Consider the following 18,973-nt stretch of genomic DNA (forward strand, 5'->3'; position numbering starts at 1 on the left):
GATCTCAGTTCCCCGAATGCGTCGTGGCGGACGGCGCCGGCGGCTCGCGCTCGTCGTTGCGTACTCTGAACGACATCGCGTACAGGGCCGGCAGATAGAACAGCGTGAGGATGGTCGCGCTTGTAATGCCGCCCATCAGTGCGGTTGCCATCGGGCCGAAGAAGTTGGAGCGCAACAGCGGAATCAACGCGAGGACGGCAGCGGCCGCGGTCAGTGTGATTGGCCGGAAGCGTCGCACCGTCGCGCCGACGATCGCGTCGAAGCGCTTATGCCCCGCAGCAATGTCCTGCTCAATCTGATCGACCAGAATCACCGAGTTGCGCATGATGATGCCGAACATGGCGATCACCCCCAGCATCGCGACGAAGCCGAACGGCTGGCCGAACAACAGCAGCGTCAACACCACGCCGATCAGGCCGAGCGGCGCGGTCAGCACTACCATCAGCACGCGCGCGAAACTCTGCAACTGGACCATCAGGAGTACCAGTACGGCGATGATCATGATCGGCATCTGGGCGTTGATCGACGTCTGCCCCTTGCCGCTTTCCTCGACCGAGCCGCCGATCTCGATCCGGTAGCCGACCGGCAGCGTGCTGCGAATCTGGCCGAGGGCTTTGTCGACGGCATGCGTGACGTCGATCCCTTGCGCGCCGGGCGCGACATCGGACTGCACGGTGATGGTAGGTTGCCGGTCGCGTTCCCAGATCACACCGTATTCGAGGTCGTTGCGCAAATGACCGAGCGTGCCGAGCGGCACCGGGCCGTTCGGCGTCGGCATAGCCAGCGTGACGAGCTTCGCGGGGTCGACGCGCTCCGCTTTGGGGGCGCGCAGATCGACGCTGATCAGCTTGTCGCGCTCGCGATACTGCGTGACGGTATAGCCGGATAGCGTCATCGCGAGGAAGCTCGAGATGTCTTCGGAGGTCACGCCGAGTTCGCGTGCCTTCTTCTGATCGACTTCAAAGCGCACCGAGCGCTCGGCGGGTTCGTCCCAGTCGAACTGGACGTTGCGGGTGCCGCCGTCGGCGCGCATGGTCGCGGCGACGCGCTCCGCGATCGAGCGCACGGTGGCGATATCGTCGCCGCTCACGCGGAACTGCACAGGGTAGCCGACCGGCGGCCCATTCTCGAGGCGCGACAGGCGTGTGCGGATCGCCGGAAAGTTGTTGCGCAATTCTGGTTCGAGCCATTGCGCAAGCTTCTCGCGATCTTTCACGGATTTCGCCGTGATCACGAACTGCGCGAAATTCGGCTGCGGCAATTGCTGATCGAGCGGCAGATAGAAACGCGGCGCACCGGTGCCGACGAAGTTCACCGTATGATCGATTTCCGGCCGGCCCACGAGGACTTTCTCCAGCCGCTCCGCTTGCCGTAACGTCGCTTCGAACGACGCGCCTTCGGGCAAACGCACATCCACCAGCAACTCGGGACGGTCGGAGCTCGGGAAGAACTGCTGCGGCACCAGCGTGAAGCCTGCCATGGCCAGAATGAACAGCACGACAGTGATCGCCAGCACGACGAAGCGCCGCTCGATGCACCAGCCGATCCAGCCCCGCAGGCGCTTGTAAAACCGCGTGTCGTAGATGTCGTGTTCGTGATCTTCCGCTTCGTGTGCCTGCCGTTTACGCTCCGGCAGCATGTGATAGCCGAGCAACGGAATCAGCACAACGGCGGCCAGCCACGACGCAATCAGCGCGATGGCCGACACTTCGAAAATCGAACGCGTGTATTCGCCGGTGCTCGACTTGGCGAGAGCAATCGGCAGGAAGCCGGAGACGGTCACGAGCGTCCCGGTCAGCATCGGGAAAGCGGTGCTCGTGTACGCATAGGCAGCAGCGCGCGTGCGGCTCCAGCCTTGCTCCAGCTTCACCGACATCATCTCGACGGCGATGATCGCGTCGTCGACCAATAGCCCCAAAGCGAGCACCAGCGTGCCCAACGACACCTTGTGCAGGCCGATATCGAACAGATACATGCACAGAGCCGTGACGGCGAGCACGACAGGTATCGAGATCACGACCACCATGCCGGTGCGCACGCCCAGCGACAGCAGACTGACCACCAGCACGATCGCAATCGCCTCGGCGACGGCTTCGAGAAAATCATCGACCGAATGCGCCACCGCGTTCGGCATGCTCGACACTTCGACCAGGTGCAAGCCGGCGGGCAGGGAGGCCCGTAGCGTGACCATCTGCTGATCGAGCGCCTTGCCCAGACGAATCACATCGCCGCCCGGCTGCATCGTTACGCCGATGCCGAGCACTTCCTTGCCGCCGGCGCGCATCTGCGTGGCGACCGGATCGTCGTAGCCGCGCTTGATGGTCGCGATGTCGCCGAGACGGAACGAGCGGTTATTGATGCGGATCAGCGTGTCGGCGAGCGCATTGACGTCCTTGAACTGGCCGGTGGGGCGCACGAACACGCGGTCGTCGGTGGTGGTCAGCGTGCCGGCCGGCGAGACGCTGTTCTGCGAATTGATGGCCTGGCCGAGTTGCTGCGGCGAGATGCCGAGGCGCGTGAGCTGCGTGTTGGCGATCTCGATATAGATGTGCTGGTCCGGATCGCCGAAATAATCGACCTTGCCGACGCCGGGCACACGCAGCAGCACCGTGCGCAACTGGTCGGCATAATCGTGCAGTTGTGCGGCGGAAAAGCCGTCGCCTTCGAGCGTCCAGATGTTGGTGTAGACGTCGCCGAATTCGTCGTTGAAGAACGGGCCCTGAATGCCTGGCGGCAAGGTCGCCGCGATATCGCCGACCTTCTTGCGCACCTGATACCAGGTCTCCGGCACGTCCTTGACCGGCGCCGAGTCTTTCATTGAGAAGAACATCAGCGATTCGCCGGGGCGCGAGTAGCTGCGCACGAAATCGATGGCAGGCGTTTCCTGCAATTTGCGGCCGATACGGTCGGTGACCTGTTCCTGCACCTGGCGCGCGGTCGCGCCGGGCCAGAAGGTGCGGATCACCATCACGCGAAACGTGAAGGGCGGGTCTTCGGATTGCGCGAGACGTGTATAGGCGAGAACGCCGAATGCGGTAGCGAGCGCGATCAGGAAAACGACCAGCGCCTGATGGCGCAGCGCCCATGCGGACAGGTTGAAGCGTCCTTCTTCATGCGTGGTGCTCATGAAGCGAAGTCCTCGGGATGCAGCGGCGGGATCACGTGGACTTTTTCGCCGGCGGTCACGGTATGCACGCCTTGCAGTACGACGCGTTCACCCTCCTTAAGCCCCTGACCGATCACGATCGTGCGCTCGTTATAGCGCGTGACCGTCACGCGGCGCAGTTCCAGCGCGTTGTCCGCGGCACGCACGACCCACACAGCCGGCTGCGTGCCGTCGTGGAACAGGGCGGTGGCGGGCACGGTGAAGGAACCGTTCTGGCTCGCCGAGGCGTTGGCAGTTGAGTTGGCAGTTGAGTTGGCAGTTGAGTTGGCCGATGAGTTGGCCGATGAGTCCGCGGGCGACTGCGCGGCGAGCGCGATATCAGCGGTCATGCCGAGGCGTACGTCCGGGCCGGGATTGTCGAGCGTGAGCTTGGCGCGGTAAGTACGGCTTTGCGGATCGGCGGCGGGCGACAGTTCGCGCACACGCGCCTTGAAGCTGCGGCCCGGCAGCGCAGCCAGCGTGACCTGCGCGGTCTGCCCGACCGAGAGCGCGGCGAGCGCGCTTTCCGGCACGTCGCAGACGACGTCGATATCGCCACTCCATGCGAGGTTGTAGACGGCTTGTCCCGCGGACACATTCTGGCCGGTGTCGGCCTGTTCGGCGGTGATCACGCCGGCGTGATCGGCACTGAGCGTGGTGTACTGCAACTGGTCTTTCGACAGCGCCGCCTGCTGCGCGGCCTGGTCGCGCTGCGCGGCGGCTGAGGCGTACGCGTTGGTGGTCTGTTCGAGCTGCGCGGGCGCGATCAGGTTTTCTTTCGCCTGTGCCTGGTCGCGATCGAGTTGCTGCTTCGCATACACGAGACTGTGTTGCGCGGCTTCGAGTTGAGCTTGCGCGCTGGCGGCATTCTTTTGCGCATCCGCCGGATCGAGCCGGGCGACGATCTGCCCGTTCTTCACGACGTCGCCCAAGCGTACGCGCCGCTCGATGATCTTGCCGCCGACGCGAAACGACAGCGGAGTGGAATAGCGCGCCTGCACTTCGCCGGGCAACGAGGCCGCCGCCGGCGCGCTGCCGTCCGCATGCACGGCGACGGCGACCACCGGACGCGGCGCGGGCGCAGCCGCTTCCTTCTTCGAGCACGCGGCGAGCGTGACCATACCGGCGAGCGCGAGGGCAAATGCTGCGCGGCGCAAGCGTGCGGAACGGGCATGCCGATGGGACTGCTGGCGCATCGCAGACGATGCGGGAGGACCGGGACGCTTCACAATTACCCCAACTGGAGACAGCGAACGAACACGGCAAGCCGCAGCGGCTCGCCAGCGAAGACACGAGGGCCGAAACATGCAATTGGCATACGCGTCTGACTTCGAATGATTGGTCGCATTCTAATACACACCTGTATTTGAATGTTGATGTGAATTGGAATTCTTTTCGGTGCTAGACTTGCGCCCATGAAACGGCAACGACTTACTCGCGAGCAGAGCAAAGACCAGACGCGCCTGCGTCTGCTCGATGCTGCGCAAGCAATTTTTATGAAGAAAGGCTTTGTCGCGGCGAGTGTCGAAGACATCGCCGGGGCGGCGGGATATACGCGCGGCGCGTTCTATTCGAACTTCCGCAGCAAGAACGAGTTGTTTCTCGAGTTACTGCGGCGCGACCACGAGGCCATGCAAGCGGGCTTGCAGACCATCTTCGAAAATGCGGCCACGCGCGAGGAGATGGAAGAGCGCGTGCTGCGCTACTACAGCAACCTGCATCGCGAGAACAAGTGCTTCCTGCTGTGGGTGGAGGCGAAGCTGCTTGCCGTGCGTGACGGCCGCTTCCGGATACGCTTTAACGCGTTCCTGCACGAGAAGCTTGAACAGTTGAGCGCGTACATCCGCGAGTTTTCGACGCGAGTCGGCACGCCGCTACCGCTACCGGCGGAGACGTTGGCGATGGGTTTGATGGGCTTGTGCGACGGCGTGCAGTTCTTCTACACGGTCGACCCGCAGAACGTGTCGTCGGAGATGGCTGAAACGGTGCTGGCGGGATTTTTCGCGCGCGTGGTGTTCGGGCGCGATCCGTAATACGAATGCGGGCGTGATACCCGCGCAATATGACGAATGCCGGCGGATCAGCTCGCCGGCAACTGAGCGCAGGCGTCTGCCACCGGCGTGGCGCAGACGAACGAATACTGCCCGCTGTAGCGCAGGACTTCTTCACCGACGTGCAGGGCAACCTTGAGTTCCGGGCACCGCTCGTAAGCGATGAAGGCCGAACAGGCTGCGGCAGACCAGCAAACCAGTGAAAACGCGATTTTTTCGAAAAGCTGAAAACGATGTGGCATAGCGATTGATTTCCTTTCGGCCGCTATCTTACCAGCATCTAAGGGTTTATACCTACCTAATATCCGCAATAAGCCTCGCAATAGTGTCGCGAGCGCCTCAGAAACCTGACCGGATTGTCATGTTCAGGTCAGGGTTGGGACATGATCGGGTCGATACAATCGAATCGTTGGGCAAATCCGCGCGCGCCTTGTCGCGCGGGTCGACACAGGCGGCAGCGTTGCGCCGGCCCGGCTTTACCGAGGCAGGAGTCGTCCCATGAATCAATTGCAGTCGATGCGCGTATTCGTCAAGGTTGCCGACCTTGGCAGTTTCGTCCGCGCGGCCGGCGCGCTGGATCTTTCCACTGCCGTCGTCACGCGCCACGTCGCGGATCTGGAAGCGCGCCTTGGTACCCGGCTGCTCAATCGCACGACGCGGCGTCTCTCGCTCACCGAATCCGGCACCACCTATCTGGAACGCGTGCGCCATATTCTCGACGACCTGGAAGGCGTCGAGCAGATGGTGGTGGCGCGCAATCACGAACCGGTCGGAACGCTGCGCATTGTTGCGCCAGTGGTGTTCGGGCTGCATAGCCTCGCACCGGTAGTGCAGTCTTACGCCGAGCGGTATCCGGAAGTCATGCCTGATGTCACGCTGGCGGATCGCCACGTCGATCTGGTGGAAGAGGGGTTCGACGTCGGCATTATGGTCGCGCGGCAGATGCGCAGCGCGAGCATCGTCACGCGGCGATTGACCACCGGCTATATGACGGTGTGCGCGACGCCCGCCTATCTGGAGCAGCACGGTACTCCGACTCGTCCTGAGGATCTGTTGAAGCATCCGTGTCTGAGCCGGCCTTCGGAGCAGGGCGGCGATGAAAAGGTGTTTACCGGACCGCAGGGTGAAGTCCGTGTGAGACCCACCAACGCGATTGCCGCGAACAACACTGAGATGCTGAGGCAGTTCGCTTTGCTGGGAATGGGCGTAGCTATTTTGCCGAGCTACCTGATCGGTCGCGATCTGGCGTCCGGGCGCTTGGTCCCGTTGCTCGGCGATTACCGCCTGCCGCAGATCGAAATCACGATCGCGTATCCAAGCCGCCTTCATTTGCCGGCGAAAGTGCGCACGTTTATCGACCATCTCGTCGCGCATTTCCAGCGCACCGACGAACACGTGCGCGATCCACGGGCCAGGATGCCGCGGCGCGCCGTGGCCGGCTCGCCGGTTTATGCCGACGACCTGCCGGTGTCCGCCTTGCCGGGCGAGACGACACGGCCGACGCTCCCGGTTTCACGTGCGCGGATCGTAGCGTCGTCGCTTTGACGGGTGCGAGGTAAACCTAGATCCACACGTCGTTTGCCGCGGTGCGTTCATTGCTTTCTTCGCCGGTGTTCTTCACGCCGCGTGGTTCGATCAATAGCAGCTTGACCTCGCGTTCGGCATACGGTTTGTGCTCCGTGCCTTTGGGCACCACGAACATTTCTCCCGCCGAGAGCAGCACGGAGCCATCGCGCATGTCGATGCGCAACTGTCCGTCGAGCACGATAAACGTTTCGTCCGTGTCGGCGTGTTCGTGCCAGATGAAGTCGCCTTCGATGCGGACCAGCTTGAACTGGTAGTCGTTCATTTCCGCGACGACGCGTGCTTGCCACTGGTCGCTGAAGAGCTCCAGCTTCTCAGCGAAATTGATGGCGCGGTAAGGCCGTTGAATCGTTTGATGGGTGGACATCGCGGTGCTCTCTCCTGAGGGGTAGGTGTGTCAGGCAGGAGCGTAGGGCGGGAGGCGCTAGCGGGTCTTGTACGTTTGTGCGCGGGGGCGCTGGGCGGCGGGCGATGGACGGTGGGATATCCGTCGAGCTACCGTTAACGCGCACCGCGTGTCGAAGGCCCCAGCATCTTGAGCCAATGCGCCGGCGCAACGCCCCACGCGCGCTTGAAGTGCCGCGTCATATGGCTCTGATCGGTAAAGCCGGCCGCCGCCGATGCGTCGGCGAGCGACACGCCCTGAATCGCGAGTCGGCGCACGAGATCGAGCCGGCGCATGGTCAGATAGCGATGCGGACTCGTGCCGAACAGCGCACGAAAATCCCGCGACAAACTCCAGCGGTCGCGGCCGGCGGCTGCCGCCAGTTCGTCGAGTGTCACGGCGCTATCGAGCGAACCAAGCATGTACTCGCGTGCCCGTTCAGCCGCGAGGTAATCCACCGGACGGCGCGTCGCCGCACCGCCTGCCACGGCGTCGAGCGCGATGGCCAGTTCGTAGAGCGCGTCGTCCTGTTCGAGCGAATCGATCGCGCAATCCATCGTGCGCAGCAGGCTCTCGGTCGCCGCAAACAGACGCGGGTCGCTCGAGAGTCCGCCTTCAATGAACGGCAGCGGCTTGCCGCCGAGCGCCTGCTGGAACAGCGCCGGGTCGACATAGATCATGCGGTAGTGAAAGCCGTCACGCGTGCCGGCCTGGCCGTCATGCTGCTCATCGGGATGCAGCACCATCGTGCCGCCAGGCAAGCTGTTACGCATGCTGCCGCGGTAGCGGAAGCTCTGCACGCCTGCCAGCGTGCGGCCGATTGCATAGGTATCGTGCCGGTGCATCGCATAGCCGGCATGATGAAAGAAGGCTTCGATTCGCTCGATGCCGCTCGTGCCGCCCGAATGCGGCGAGCGATGAATCCAGTCGGCAGCGGGCTTCGGAGCGGACGAAAGCGAACCCAGCGTCAAGACCTGCTTTCCGCTCATGCCCCCAGACCCGGCCCATAGTTGCCGCCGACGAGGCGCGTGACCGACGCCACGTCGGCATAGTCCTGCTCCGGCAAACCGTCGAGCATCGACACGACTTCGTTGCTCGCGCCGGCTTCGCGCGCGGCGTCGACTAGCGCGTCCTTGTAGGTCGGGAAACGGACTTCGCGCAGAACGTCGGCGATCTGCAGATCAATCGATTCGCCGGGGATAGCCGATGCGGTCATGCGCGCTCCAAAGGTGCTGTTTTCAGGTCTGCAGATGCTCGTTCTGGCCGGTGAAGCTTCGCTCCAGATGCCGTGATTTGGGCAGTGCGATGTGTTGCCATTGTTGCGGACGATTGTCGTCCGTGGCAGCGACGTCCGGCGCCGCGGGAGCGACCGGTGCGGCGTTGGCGCGTTCGGCAAGGCTATTGGCGGCTGTGCTGTCCGGCGCGGTATGAACCGGCGCGGCAAAACACGAGGCTGACAGCGTCACCATGGTCAACAGTGTCGAGGTTTTCATCGCCCGACCTCCTAAGCTCATGCGGCGCTGACAGTTGAGCAAGCGTTGTGCCGTCCCCGCGTCGTAAGGACGGCGCAACCTACACGCGGCGTTGATACAGGCGGGCGACGTGCATCTACCATCTTAGATGGCAAACGGCTGCGACGCGCGCCCAAAAGAGACAAAACCTAATTGTAGATTTCACATGATGGCAGGAAAAAGGCAGCGCAGTCGCGAACGGTCGTGCTGCGTTTATGTTGCAGTGCGGTAACGGCTGATGCCCAGGTCGCGTGCGAACCTCAATCTGCCTGATAACAGTCTGGGCCAACAACGGTTCAGAGACCGCTAAGAACGGGCTTCTAGCGCAGCACGTCGAATTGTGTCCACGGCCACGACGGCCGGTCGCGCATATAACCGTTGAGCCAGTTCCACTGCGGATGCCGCTTCATGAACGCCTGGGCGTCGAACGGCCGGCCGCACGGGTGGCCCCAGCGCGCGGTGAACGCCATCTTGCGCGCCATCTCGCTGTCGACCACCTTGCCGTCGTTGGCGCCCCACGGATTAAACGGTCCTTGGTCGGAACCTCCGAAGCGCGCGTCGTCCAGTTCCAGATGCCCGCAGATGGTGCGCGAGCAGGGGTTGTCGTTGCGGTCGAGATAGACGTCGTGATGGTCGGCGATCATCTCCTTCGCAAGTTCGACGTCGATCTTGCCGTGATGCATTTCTTCGAGCTGCATGAAGCGCAAGCGGCGCGCGCCGTTCTTGCGTACGTCCGTATAGTCTTCGCCTTCGCCGATGCATTCCTGGTTGCGGATTTTCAGATCGGTCGCGGTGTTGTAACCGCTATAGAAGCCGTCTTTCGTACTCTCGAAGCCCGAATAGTGCAGCCCCAGTTCGTAGCGCGCGATCTCGCCGGTCTTGGTGTCGCCGAGCAGCCAGCTATTCGCATAGCCACCGTTGTTGGCGACCGCGAACATCTCGCACCATTCGCCGATGTTGTTGGCGTACTGCGACGCGCGCCGCGAGCGATAGAACTCCGGCGCACCCGCTGCGTTGTAGCCGACAAAGTTGGAGATGGTGGTTTCGGTGACCATCAGGCCGGCTTCGGTGATCCAGAAATCGGTGAGGCTGGAAATGCAGCCCGGCAGGCCCTGCATCAGGATGCGGTTGCCGCGGTCGGGCACGATGTCGAACACGACGTTGAACGCGTCGCCCGCGGCGTAGCGGTCCCACGAGTTGTGCGCCATCACGATGCGGCCGTCGCGGGTGGCGTTGCCGGTGGCGATGAACGCGCTGCAGTGATGGCCGCGGCGGCCGCGCCAGGGTTTCATGCCGAGCTGCGGTTTCTGGGCCGCCGCGTGGCTCGGCCACCAGCTTTGCAGCAGATCCATGTAGCCATTCCAGGCCAGCACTTCGGCGAACGGCAACTTCGCGCCGTCGGCGATGCCCTGGATTTCGTCGGCGAATTCAGTGTCGAGTTTGTTGGCGAACTGGGACACGGCGGCGTCGGTGAAGGTATCGAAGTCTTCGCCGGTATCCCATTTCGCGAGGTAGCGGGCGGTGCGGATCGCGTTCTGGATTTCGGTGGCTAGCAACTGGCCATGCTGCTCGCCGCGATCGTACGGCTCGCCTTCGATATGCAGAAAAATCCAGCCGGCCTGATCACGGCGGACGGCATCGAGGGACGGTTCGCTCATCTTCGCTCCGATCGAAGGGCGGGCGTCTCGGTGCGCCCGTCTTGGCGTAACGCGCGCTGCTCGCAAGCGCGGCAGCGGTTTCCTCATTGTAGAGAATCTGCCGCGCTTTGCACGGATGAGGACGCGGCGTCAGGCCTCAGCGCGTCGGATTCATGCGGAAGTACGCATCGAGCAGCGAAGTCTTGTACACCACCCCCGCCAGCTTCGGATCCGCGGTGCTTTCAACCACCGGCAATCGCTCTCCTTGAAACGCCATGAAGTGCTGCAACGCAACGCCGAGCGGCATATCCGGCGTGAGCACATCGAAGTGCGGCTGCAGATAATCCGCGGCGGTCTTTGCGGAGGTGTCGCGCTTGTCGAGTAGATCGGAGGTAATGTCCTTGAGCGCGACCACGCCGAGAAACGCTCCGGACTCGTTGGCGACGTACAGATACTTCACCGGGTATTCGAGGAACACGCGCGTCATATCCTGCACGGTCGCGTTGGGTGGCACGACGGTTTCGGCGGGACGGATCAGCTCGCGCATCTGCGTCGCGCGCAGACGGGTGCGTTCCTGTTCCTCCTGATTGCGACGCAGCGTGATTTCGTACATCGACGTTTTGCCGATTGCGCGCGACACGAAATACGCGACCACGCACGACAGCATCAGCGGCAATACCACCTGATAGCTGAGCGTCATTTCGAAGATCATCAGGATTGCCATCAGCGGTGCTTGTGTGGCGCCGGCCAGAAACGCGCCCATGCCGACCATTGCGTAAGCGAACGGCGCCGAGGTGCCGTGTGGCCACAACGCGTGCATGCCCAGACCGAACAGCGAACCGACCACCGCGCCGACGAAGAGCGTCGGCGTGAATACCCCGCCGATCGCGCCTGAACCCACAGTCGCCGATGTCGCGACGATCTTGAACACCAGCACGAGGACGAGCGCGCTCCACGTCCACGGCGAATGCAGGATGGAATTGACGACGGAGTAGCCGTTGCCCCACACCTCAGGCGTCCAGACCGACAGAATGCCGACGATCAGACCGCCTAGCGCCAGCCGGATGGGCAACGGCACGGGCAGTTTGCGAAAGTTTGCTTTCGAGAAGTCCATCAGCCGAAGAAACTGCGGCGCGGCCGCACCGCACAGCAGTCCAAGCCCAACGAACAACAGGACTTCAGCGCCCGCCACGGGCGGAAACACCGGCATTTCGTACGGCGGCTTGTAGCCGGTGAACTCACGCATCGTGATGTTGGCGACCACCGCCGAGACTACGACGGGGCCGAAGCTTTCCATCACGATCGAGCCGAGCACGATTTCGGTGACGAAAAATGCGCCGGCAATCGGCGCGCTGTACGCGGAGGTAATGCCGGCTGCGGCGCCGCAGGCGACGAGCAGGCGCAGGCGCGGCGGATCCAGATGCACCCAGCGGCCGATCAGCGACGCGGCCAGCGCCGCCAGTTGCACCATCGGACCTTCGCGGCCGATCGAGCCGCCGCTCGAAATCGTGAACAGCGACGACACGCTGCGCCAGAAGCTCAGCTTGACCGGCACCACGCCGTCGCCGATTGCGACCGCTTCCATGTAGTCGATGTGATTGCACTTGTCGACGTGACGTTGCGCGATCAACAGAAACAAGCCTGCGATCAGGCCGCCCGCGGCGGGCAGCCACACGCGCACCGTCCACGGCAAGCTGCGCGCCATTTCGACGAAACTGCCGGATTTGCCGACCGTCGCCAGTTGCAGCAACGCGATGCCTTCGCGAAAGGCAATCGTCGCGAACGCGCCCGCGACGCCGACCACCACCGACCAGACCAGCATCGTGTGGGCGTCGGAGAGACGGAACAGGGTCTGGGCGCGGGTGCGCAGCTTCAGCAGGAATGAAAGCACGTCGGCAGGAGTGGGCGTGATGGGTGGATGGGATGCGCGTACGGTAACAGCATTGCGCCCGCTGGCGGAAGCGGGCGCAATGCAGAGGGTTCGCGGAGGAGTGCAGCGTGGATCAAGTCGCCGCCTTGTCGAGTTCCGGGTAGTGCCGGAAGATGCAGGCTTCGTTATGCGCGATGCGCCGGTCGGACTGCAGATAAGCGGCGATGTTCGGCCGCTCGATCACTGCGTCGTGCAAGGCCGCGAGACGCGGATAGTGTTCGCCGAAACGCTTGAGCGCACGCGGAAACGCGTATAGCAGGCCGTCGATCAGCTGGAACATCGACAGGTCGACGTAAGTGAGCGCGTCGCCCACCAAGAACGAGTCGCCGGCCGGGTTCTGTTTCAGCACGCGCTCGAAGTACTTCATGAACTTCGGAATCCGGTGGTCGATGAAGTCGTGCGCGCGCACTTTGGCGGCGTCTTTCTGGTCTTCATAATACAAGGCGCTGGCGAGCGGATGATGCGTGTCGTGCGCTTCGGTCACCATGTCGGCGATCGTCAGTTGCAGTCCGTTGGCGACATAGCGCAGGCTTTCGGCCGACGGCGCGAGATTGAGCTTCGGGCCAAGGTAGAACAGGATGTTGGCGGTCTGCGCGATCACCAGATCGCCGTCCTTGAGAAACGGCGGGGCGAACGGTGGATAGGGCTCGTCCTTGCTTTTCATGATCGCCATCATCGCGTTCGTGCCGAGGCCATCGGACGATTCGCCGCGCGCCACTTCCACGTAGTCTGCGCCAGCTTCTTCCAGGGCCAGCCGCACGAATTCGCCGCGGCCTTGCAGGCCATCCCAATAGTAAAGTTCCAGGCTCATCGATCAGTCCTCATTCCAGTTGCATGAACAGGTGTGCGCGAACGGATAACGTTAGCAACCAGTATGCCGCGCATGAGTGACAGATGGTTCTCCTGAACGCACAAAACCCCGCACGCGGCGGGGTTGACGGGGAGGCGGGAGCGTCTTAGCCGAACAGGTGCTGGACGGTCCATGTGATACCCAGTCCGCCGGCAATCAACCACACATACAGGATGAAGCCGGTGGTCAATGCGCGTGGGCCGGCCTGACGGATTTGCGCGATACGGGTTTCGATACCGAGCGCGGTCATGGCCATGGTGAGCGCGAAGGTGTCGAGCATGTTCAGCGTGCTGGTCGTGCTTTCCGGCAGGACGTGCAGCGAGTTGATCACGACGAAGGCGAGGAAACCGAGCGCGAACCAGGGAATCGCCAGCTTGCGCGGGGCGTGTTGCTTGCCGTCTTCGGCCGTTGCGGAGGCGGCTGCGTTGCGCGCCGAGCGGTTCACCCACATGCCGACGACCAGCAGCACCGGCACCAGCAGCATCACACGGGTCATCTTGACGATGGTGGCGATGTGGGTCGCTTCCGGGCTCACGTTGCTGGCCGCGCCGACCACCTGCGCCACTTCGTGAATGGTGCCGCCGAAGAACAGGCCGGCGCCAACCGTGTCGAGATGAAGCCAACCTGCCTTGAACAGCACGGGGTAAAGGAACATCGAGAGGGTGCCGAACAGCACCACGCTGCCTACCGCCATCGCGCTCTTATGCGGCTTGGATTGCAACGTCGACTCGAACGCGAGCACAGCCGCCGCGCCGCAGATCGCGCTGCCCGCCGCCGTCAGCAGCGCGGTGTCGCGGTCGAGCTTCATGATCTTCATGCCGGCCCACGTGCCGATTACCAGCGTGCTCACGACGATCAGCACCGATTCAGCGAGACCGGGCAAGCCGACCTGGGCGATTTCCTGCAGGCTGACCCGCAGCCCGAAAAACGCCACGGCGATGCGCAAGAGTTTGCGCGCCGAGAAGTTGACGCCGGCCGCCCAGCTTTCGGGCATGCCGTCGCGCAGCGCGTTGCCGTAAATGGCGCCGGCTACGATGCCGACGATCAGCGGGCTCAGACCCAGGCCGGCGATGGCCGGGATCGACGCGATGCGGGTCACGGCCGCGGCGAAGAGCGCAACGAACAGAATGCCGTTGAGTTGGCCGCGGGTCGATGACCCGGCGGGGGCGGCGGAAGCGGTGAGGTGAGCGGTGGACATGGCGTAGCGCCTTCCTATGACTGTCGTGATTCGATAGGCCCAATCCTAAATTAGATATATCGATATGAAAAATCGTGATTTAGAATGTGAAGTATCAGTTCAACGGATATTTAGCCCGCCATGACCCCGGACCAACTTATAACGTTTGCCGCTGTCGCCGAGCATCGCAATATCAGCCGGGCGGCTGTGGCGTTGCATCTGTCGCAGCCGGCCGTATCGGGACAATTGCGCCAGTTGCAGGACGAATTCGGCGAGCCGCTTTATCTGCGCGACGGGCGTGGCGTGCGCCTGACGCCCGCCGGCGAGCAACTCGCCAGCTATGCGACGCGGCTGCGCGATACGTGGCGGCAGGCGCATGCGTATCGCGACGCGCTGCGCGGCCTCGAGCAGGGCACCTTGCGCATCGGCGCAAGCACCACGCCGGCGAGCTATCTGCTGCCGTACCTGATCGCCGATTTTCATCGCCACTATCCCGACGTGACGCTGCATACCGCCGACGGCAACACCACGGAGATCGTCGGCGCGCTGGGCTCAGTGGATATCGCGATGATCGAAGGTCCTGTGGGCTCGGATCTACCGCCGGACACCGCGGTGCACGCGTGGCGCGAGGATGAGATCGTCGCGATCATGCCGCGCACGCATCCACTGGCGGTGGCGCAGACGGGTGGCACGGGTACGGGTACCGCTGGCGCGGCAGGTGGAGTGGATGGGGGCGGAGCGTCGGGAGCGGTGGAAAGCGGAGCGGCTGTCAACGGCGGACGGGTGGATCTGGCGGCCTTTGGCACGCATCCGCTAGTGGTGCGCGAGGCCGGGTCGGGCGTGCGGCAGATCGTCGAGCGGGCCTTTGCCCGGGCGGGCGTGCCGATGCGGGTGGCGCTGGAGATTGCCGGGGTCGAAGGCGTCAAGGAGGCGGTGCGGGCAGGCATGGGTATCGGTTTCGTTTCGGCGATGTCGATGCGACACGAGGACGGCGCGCTGTGTCTGTTCTCGTTGAGCCCGGAGCCGCTGACGCGGCGGCTGTCGATTCTGGTGCCACATGCGAGTGCGCCGTCGCGGGTGGTCGAGCAGTTCCTCGCGCTGTGCCTTGCTGATGGACCCTGATGGAGGTTTCCTGGGGATTTCCACTATGGTGCATGACACCTCGCCCGGCGCACTATTCGGGCATCGCAAGCGCCTCGGCGCTTTTTTTCGAAACGTGTTTGGAACCGGTTCCAAATGCCGATCGTGAGACAGATTTGAGTAATTTCGACATGACTGACGTAGTGGACGTGGTGATCGTCGCAAGCGCATTCGGGATGGACGCGGTTCGCACGCACGGTCATCTGAAGTGGGCCGGCGCGAGCAAACGGGCCGGCGCCACCGGCTTCGAAGTGCGTCGCGAACTCTTCGCCGACGAAGCAGACGCCGCGCCGCAGGCTTTACGCGCGCTCGGCAAGGAAATTGCGGCCCTCGGGTTGTGGTCGGTCTACTCGACGCCCGCGTCGCTGTACACGCCGGATGGCGGGCTCGACGCCGACGCACTGCGCGTCTCGATTGAAGAAGCGATCGCGCTGGGCGCGCGCTTCGTGAAGCTGCAACTTGGCGGGTTTGGCGCCGAGGCTAACGCCGCAGTGATTGCCGATTACATGCGCTGCGCGGACGTGCGGCTCGTCGTCGAAAACGGTCAACTGGCGGAAGGCGGTTCGCTTGGGCAATTCACGGACTTGTTCGAAGCGTTGGAGCGTGAAGGCCACGCCGGCCTGCTCGGCATGACCTTCGACATCGGCAACTGGGCCTGGCGCGATGTCGCGCCGCTCGATGCCGCCGGGCCGCTGGCTGCGCACGTCGAATACATCCATTGCAAGACGACGGTGGGCGAGGGCGCACGACGCTTTCCCGTCGCGCCGGCCGCCGGTGACACGCAGTTCGCCGCGGTGCTCGATAAGCTGCCGCGCCACGTGCCGCGCGGCATTGAATTTCCGTTCGATGCGAACCGTATCGATGCGGACGCGGCGCACTACGTCGCATGGCTGGCCGCCGCGTAAGCGGCGCGTAGGACCTGAGAGAGCGGTACCCAAAAAATGCCCGGCAAGAAGCGCGTGTGGCGAAGTGCACGCGGTAAGGGCGGAAGCATGCAGAGAAGCGCAAGCAAAAGACAGGTAGCAAACAGGAACACGCAGGAGCGAAGCATGAGCAACACAAACGCAGCACTCGATGTCATCACCTACGGCGAAGCGATGGCCATGTTCGTGGCCGCCGAAACCGGAGCACTCGCCGGTGTCGGGCAATTCACCAAGCGCGTCGCGGGCGCCGATCTGAATGTGGCGATCGGCCTGTCGCGATTGGGGTTCAAGGTGGGTTGGATGAGCCGCGTCGGCAACGATTCGTTCGGCCAATACGTGCGCGACACGCTGACGAAAGAAGGCATCGACCAGCGCTGCGTGACCACCGACGAGCGCTACCCGACCGGTTTCCAGCTGAAGTCGAAGAACGACGACGGCAGCGATCCGGCCATCGAATACTTCCGCAAAGGGTCCGCGGCAAGCCATCTGTCCTTGGCTGACTACGTGGCCGATTACGTGCTGCCCGCGCGTCACTTGCATCTGACGGGCGTGGCGCCGGCCATCTCAGCCAGCTCGTGCGAACTCGCATTCCATCTGGCGCGTGAAATGCGTGCCGCAGGCAAGACGATCTCGTTCGACCCGAATCTGCGCCCGACGCTGTGGCCCTCGCGCGCCGCGATGGTCGAAGGTTTGAATGCGCTCGCCGCACTGGCTGACTGGGTGCTGCCCGGTATCGGCGAAGGCGAGATTCTGACGGGTTACACGAAGCCGGACGACATCGCCAGGTTTTATCTGGACCGAGGCGCGCGTGGCGTGATTATCAAGCTCGGCGCAGAAGGCGCGTACTTCCGCACCGCCGACGATGCCGCCGTGATCGCCGGTCAGCCGGTTGTGAACGTAGTGGATACGGTGGGCGCGGGCGATGGTTTCGCCGTCGGCGTGGTCAGTGCATTGCTCGAAGGTAAGACACTGCCGCAAGCGGTCGCACGCGGCAACCGTATCGGCGCCCTGGCGATTCAGGTGATCGGCGATTCGGAAGGCCTGCCGAGCCGCGCCGAACTCGACGCGCTCGAACGCGCCGACGTGCCGCACATCGCAACCGCGGCTTGAGCGTCTGGGCCTCGCATAACGAGCGTTCAATCGTTCAGCACTAGCTGGCTCGATAACAGCAAGAGCGCCCGAACAGCGCCCCGTGACCGTCCATCATTGCTTCGGGAAGCCGTTAGCAACTTTCTTGCATGGGACCGGAGTAAGTGCTTTGCATGGGACCAGAGTAAGCGCTAAAGCGCTAACTCTGGTCGACAGCTAAAACGCTAACTCTGGTCGACAAAGGAGACTTCCATGACTTCATCGCTTGCGATTCGCCGTTGGTGGACGATCATGCCGATCGTATTCATCACGTACAGCCTCGCTTACCTCGACCGCGCGAACTTCGGTTTCGCGTCGGCCGCCGGCATCAATCAGGATCTCGGCATCAGTAAGGGCTTGTCGTCGCTGATCGGCGCGTTGTTCTTCCTCGGTTATTTCTTCTTCCAGATTCCCGGCGCGATTTACGCGGAACGCCGTAGCGTGAAAAAGCTCGTATTCTGGAGCCTGGTCCTGTGGGGCGGGTGCGCGGCGCTGACCGGCATGGTCAGCAATATCCCCTCGCTGATGGTGATCCGCTTCGTGCTCGGCGTGGTCGAGGCCGCGGTGATGCCGGCGATGCTGATTTTCATCAGCAACTGGTTCACGAAGAGCGAGCGCTCCCGCGCCAACACCTTCCTGATTCTCGGCAATCCCGTTACGGTGCTGTGGATGTCGGTGGTCTCCGGCTATCTGGTGCATTCGTTCGGCTGGCGTCACATGTTCATCGCCGAAGGCGCGCCGGCGATTCTCTGGGCGGTGTGCTGGTGGTTCATCGTGCAGGACAAGCCGCAGCAGGTATCGTGGCTCACGCAGCAGCAGAAGGACGATCTCGCCGAAACCTTGCGCGCCGAACAGGCCGCTATCAAACCGATGCGCAATTACAGCGAAGCGTTCCGCACGCCCGCCGTGATCAAGCTGTGCGCGCAATATTTCTGCTGGAGCATTGGCGTGTATGGTTTTGTGTTGTGGCTGCCGTCGATTCTGAAGAACGGTTCGACGCTCGGCATGGTCGAAACCGGCTGGCTTTCGGCGCTGCCGTATCTGGCTGCAACGATCGCCATGCTTGCGGCTTCGTGGGCATCGGATAAACTCAACCGCCGTAAAGTGTTCGTGTGGCCGTTCCTGCTGGTCGGCGCGATCGCGTTCGCCGCGTCGTACGCGCTCGGCTCCACGCACTTCTGGATCTCATACGCGTTGCTGGTGATTGCCGGTGGCGCAATGTATGCGCCGTACGGGCCGTTCTTTGCGATCGTGCCGGAACTGCTGCCGAAGAACGTCGCGGGCGGCGCGATGGCGCTGATCAATAGCATGGGCGCGCTCGGTTCGTTCGTCGGCTCGTACGTGGTCGGCTATCTGAATGGCGCGACTGGTTCACCCGCGGCATCCTATGCGTTTATGAGCGTAGCCCTGATCGCCGCGGTGATTCTGACGTTGATCGTCAAACCGCAGGCGCAAGTACAGCCGCAAACCAAGGGCGCCACGCTCGCTACACCGTTGCAAGGAAAATAAGCT

17 protein-coding genes are annotated in these 18,973 nt (G+C 63.1%); 6 read left to right on the forward strand and 11 right to left on the reverse strand.

Translation table 11 applies throughout. From position 1 onward, the window contains the following. Positions 1 to 4: 4 nt before the first annotated feature. Positions 5 to 3,127, reverse strand: a complete 3,123-nt coding sequence (locus M0D68_RS31110) for an efflux RND transporter permease subunit (protein ID WP_211701312.1) — start codon at positions 3,125 to 3,127, stop codon at positions 5 to 7. Further along, positions 3,124 to 4,341 carry an efflux RND transporter periplasmic adaptor subunit gene (locus tag M0D68_RS31115; RefSeq protein WP_266226281.1) on the reverse strand — a complete coding sequence of 406 codons (1,218 nt, stop codon included), beginning with the start codon at positions 4,339 to 4,341 and terminating at the stop codon, positions 3,124 to 3,126. The genes M0D68_RS31110 and M0D68_RS31115 overlap by 4 nt, the downstream gene beginning before the upstream one ends. A gap of 219 nt (positions 4,342 to 4,560) precedes the next feature. On the opposite strand from M0D68_RS31115, the gene M0D68_RS31120 reads away from it, so the two are divergent. Further along, positions 4,561 to 5,178, forward strand: coding sequence for a TetR/AcrR family transcriptional regulator (locus tag M0D68_RS31120; protein WP_054039549.1), 618 nt, complete (start codon positions 4,561 to 4,563; stop codon positions 5,176 to 5,178). A gap of 47 nt (positions 5,179 to 5,225) precedes the next feature. On the opposite strand, the gene M0D68_RS31125 is transcribed toward M0D68_RS31120, so the two are convergent. Beyond that, a complete protein-coding gene (locus tag M0D68_RS31125) occupies positions 5,226 to 5,438 on the reverse strand; it encodes a hypothetical protein (protein WP_175052980.1) in 213 nt (70 codons plus the stop codon). Between the two features lie 256 nt (positions 5,439 to 5,694). On the opposite strand from M0D68_RS31125, the gene M0D68_RS31130 reads away from it, so the two are divergent. Further along, a complete protein-coding gene (locus M0D68_RS31130; RefSeq protein ID WP_266226283.1) occupies positions 5,695 to 6,741 on the forward strand; it encodes a LysR family transcriptional regulator in 1,047 nt (348 codons plus the stop codon). Positions 6,742 to 6,757: 16 nt separating this feature from the next. On the opposite strand, the gene M0D68_RS31135 is transcribed toward M0D68_RS31130, so the two are convergent. From M0D68_RS31135 to M0D68_RS31170, 8 genes are all read right to left on the reverse strand, one after another. Continuing rightward, positions 6,758 to 7,147, reverse strand: a complete 390-nt coding sequence (locus tag M0D68_RS31135; RefSeq protein WP_093645002.1) for a cupin domain-containing protein — start codon at positions 7,145 to 7,147, stop codon at positions 6,758 to 6,760. A 134-nt stretch (positions 7,148 to 7,281) separates the two neighbouring features. After that, positions 7,282 to 8,154 (reverse strand): AraC family transcriptional regulator, encoded by an 873-nt coding sequence (locus M0D68_RS31140; protein WP_266226286.1) that lies wholly within the window; start codon positions 8,152 to 8,154, stop codon positions 7,282 to 7,284. After that, positions 8,151 to 8,381, reverse strand: coding sequence for a DUF2795 domain-containing protein (locus tag M0D68_RS31145; protein WP_093644998.1), 231 nt, complete (start codon positions 8,379 to 8,381; stop codon positions 8,151 to 8,153). Before M0D68_RS31145 ends, M0D68_RS31140 begins: the two co-directional genes overlap by 4 nt. 22 nt (positions 8,382 to 8,403) lie before the next feature. Then, on the reverse strand, positions 8,404 to 8,658 hold the full coding sequence (locus M0D68_RS31150) for a hypothetical protein (RefSeq protein ID WP_054039558.1): 255 nt from the start codon (positions 8,656 to 8,658) through the stop codon (positions 8,404 to 8,406). Positions 8,659 to 8,996: 338 nt separating this feature from the next. Continuing rightward, positions 8,997 to 10,334 carry a C45 family peptidase gene (locus M0D68_RS31155; protein WP_266226288.1) on the reverse strand — a complete coding sequence of 446 codons (1,338 nt, stop codon included), beginning with the start codon at positions 10,332 to 10,334 and terminating at the stop codon, positions 8,997 to 8,999. A 136-nt stretch (positions 10,335 to 10,470) separates the two neighbouring features. Further along, on the reverse strand, positions 10,471 to 12,204 hold the full coding sequence (locus tag M0D68_RS31160) for a ClcB-like voltage-gated chloride channel protein (protein ID WP_093644994.1): 1,734 nt from the start codon (positions 12,202 to 12,204) through the stop codon (positions 10,471 to 10,473). Positions 12,205 to 12,316: 112 nt separating this feature from the next. Next, positions 12,317 to 13,054, reverse strand: a complete 738-nt coding sequence (locus M0D68_RS31165) for a glutathione S-transferase (RefSeq protein WP_266226290.1) — start codon at positions 13,052 to 13,054, stop codon at positions 12,317 to 12,319. Positions 13,055 to 13,199: 145 nt separating this feature from the next. Beyond that, on the reverse strand, positions 13,200 to 14,291 hold the full coding sequence (locus M0D68_RS31170; protein ID WP_093644989.1) for a YeiH family protein: 1,092 nt from the start codon (positions 14,289 to 14,291) through the stop codon (positions 13,200 to 13,202). Positions 14,292 to 14,411: 120 nt separating this feature from the next. On the opposite strand from M0D68_RS31170, the gene M0D68_RS31175 reads away from it, so the two are divergent. The 4 genes from M0D68_RS31175 (at position 14,412) to M0D68_RS31190 (ending at position 18,970) form a co-directional block, all read left to right on the forward strand. Beyond that, on the forward strand, positions 14,412 to 15,392 hold the full coding sequence (locus M0D68_RS31175; RefSeq protein WP_266226291.1) for a LysR family transcriptional regulator: 981 nt from the start codon (positions 14,412 to 14,414) through the stop codon (positions 15,390 to 15,392). 149 nt (positions 15,393 to 15,541) lie between these two features. Continuing rightward, positions 15,542 to 16,315 (forward strand): sugar phosphate isomerase/epimerase, encoded by a 774-nt coding sequence (locus M0D68_RS31180; protein WP_266226293.1) that lies wholly within the window; start codon positions 15,542 to 15,544, stop codon positions 16,313 to 16,315. 144 nt (positions 16,316 to 16,459) lie between these two features. Beyond that, the gene (locus tag M0D68_RS31185) at positions 16,460 to 17,443 is read left to right on the forward strand and encodes a sugar kinase (protein ID WP_266226295.1); all 984 of its coding nucleotides are present in this window, start codon (positions 16,460 to 16,462) and stop codon (positions 17,441 to 17,443) included. Positions 17,444 to 17,674: 231 nt separating this feature from the next. Next, the gene (locus M0D68_RS31190) at positions 17,675 to 18,970 is read left to right on the forward strand and encodes an MFS transporter (RefSeq protein ID WP_211708405.1); all 1,296 of its coding nucleotides are present in this window, start codon (positions 17,675 to 17,677) and stop codon (positions 18,968 to 18,970) included. The last annotated feature ends 3 nt before the right edge of the window (positions 18,971 to 18,973 follow it).

The sequence above is a fragment of the Paraburkholderia sp. SEWSISQ10-3 4 genome, assembly GCF_030464785.1.
In the GTDB taxonomy this organism is placed as follows: Bacteria; Pseudomonadota; Gammaproteobacteria; order Burkholderiales; family Burkholderiaceae; genus Paraburkholderia; species Paraburkholderia aspalathi.

Coding starts and splice junctions, on each gene's coding strand:
- M0D68_RS31190 (WP_211708405.1), top strand. CDS start 17,675: ATGACTTCATCGCTTGCGATTCGCCGTTGGTGGACGATCATGCCGATC.
- M0D68_RS31110 (WP_211701312.1), bottom strand. CDS start 3,127: ATGAGCACCACGCATGAAGAAGGACGCTTCAACCTGTCCGCATGGGCG.
- M0D68_RS31170 (WP_093644989.1), bottom strand. CDS start 14,291: ATGTCCACCGCTCACCTCACCGCTTCCGCCGCCCCCGCCGGGTCATCG.
- M0D68_RS31180 (WP_266226293.1), top strand. CDS start 15,542: ATGACTGACGTAGTGGACGTGGTGATCGTCGCAAGCGCATTCGGGATG.
- M0D68_RS31140 (WP_266226286.1), bottom strand. CDS start 8,154: ATGAGCGGAAAGCAGGTCTTGACGCTGGGTTCGCTTTCGTCCGCTCCG.
- M0D68_RS31185 (WP_266226295.1), top strand. CDS start 16,460: ATGAGCAACACAAACGCAGCACTCGATGTCATCACCTACGGCGAAGCG.
- M0D68_RS31175 (WP_266226291.1), top strand. CDS start 14,412: ATGACCCCGGACCAACTTATAACGTTTGCCGCTGTCGCCGAGCATCGC.
- M0D68_RS31115 (WP_266226281.1), bottom strand. CDS start 4,341: ATGCGCCAGCAGTCCCATCGGCATGCCCGTTCCGCACGCTTGCGCCGC.
- M0D68_RS31165 (WP_266226290.1), bottom strand. CDS start 13,054: ATGAGCCTGGAACTTTACTATTGGGATGGCCTGCAAGGCCGCGGCGAA.
- M0D68_RS31120 (WP_054039549.1), top strand. CDS start 4,561: ATGAAACGGCAACGACTTACTCGCGAGCAGAGCAAAGACCAGACGCGC.
- M0D68_RS31130 (WP_266226283.1), top strand. CDS start 5,695: ATGAATCAATTGCAGTCGATGCGCGTATTCGTCAAGGTTGCCGACCTT.
- M0D68_RS31125 (WP_175052980.1), bottom strand. CDS start 5,438: ATGCCACATCGTTTTCAGCTTTTCGAAAAAATCGCGTTTTCACTGGTT.
- M0D68_RS31150 (WP_054039558.1), bottom strand. CDS start 8,658: ATGAAAACCTCGACACTGTTGACCATGGTGACGCTGTCAGCCTCGTGT.
- M0D68_RS31135 (WP_093645002.1), bottom strand. CDS start 7,147: ATGTCCACCCATCAAACGATTCAACGGCCTTACCGCGCCATCAATTTC.
- M0D68_RS31155 (WP_266226288.1), bottom strand. CDS start 10,334: ATGAGCGAACCGTCCCTCGATGCCGTCCGCCGTGATCAGGCCGGCTGG.
- M0D68_RS31145 (WP_093644998.1), bottom strand. CDS start 8,381: ATGACCGCATCGGCTATCCCCGGCGAATCGATTGATCTGCAGATCGCC.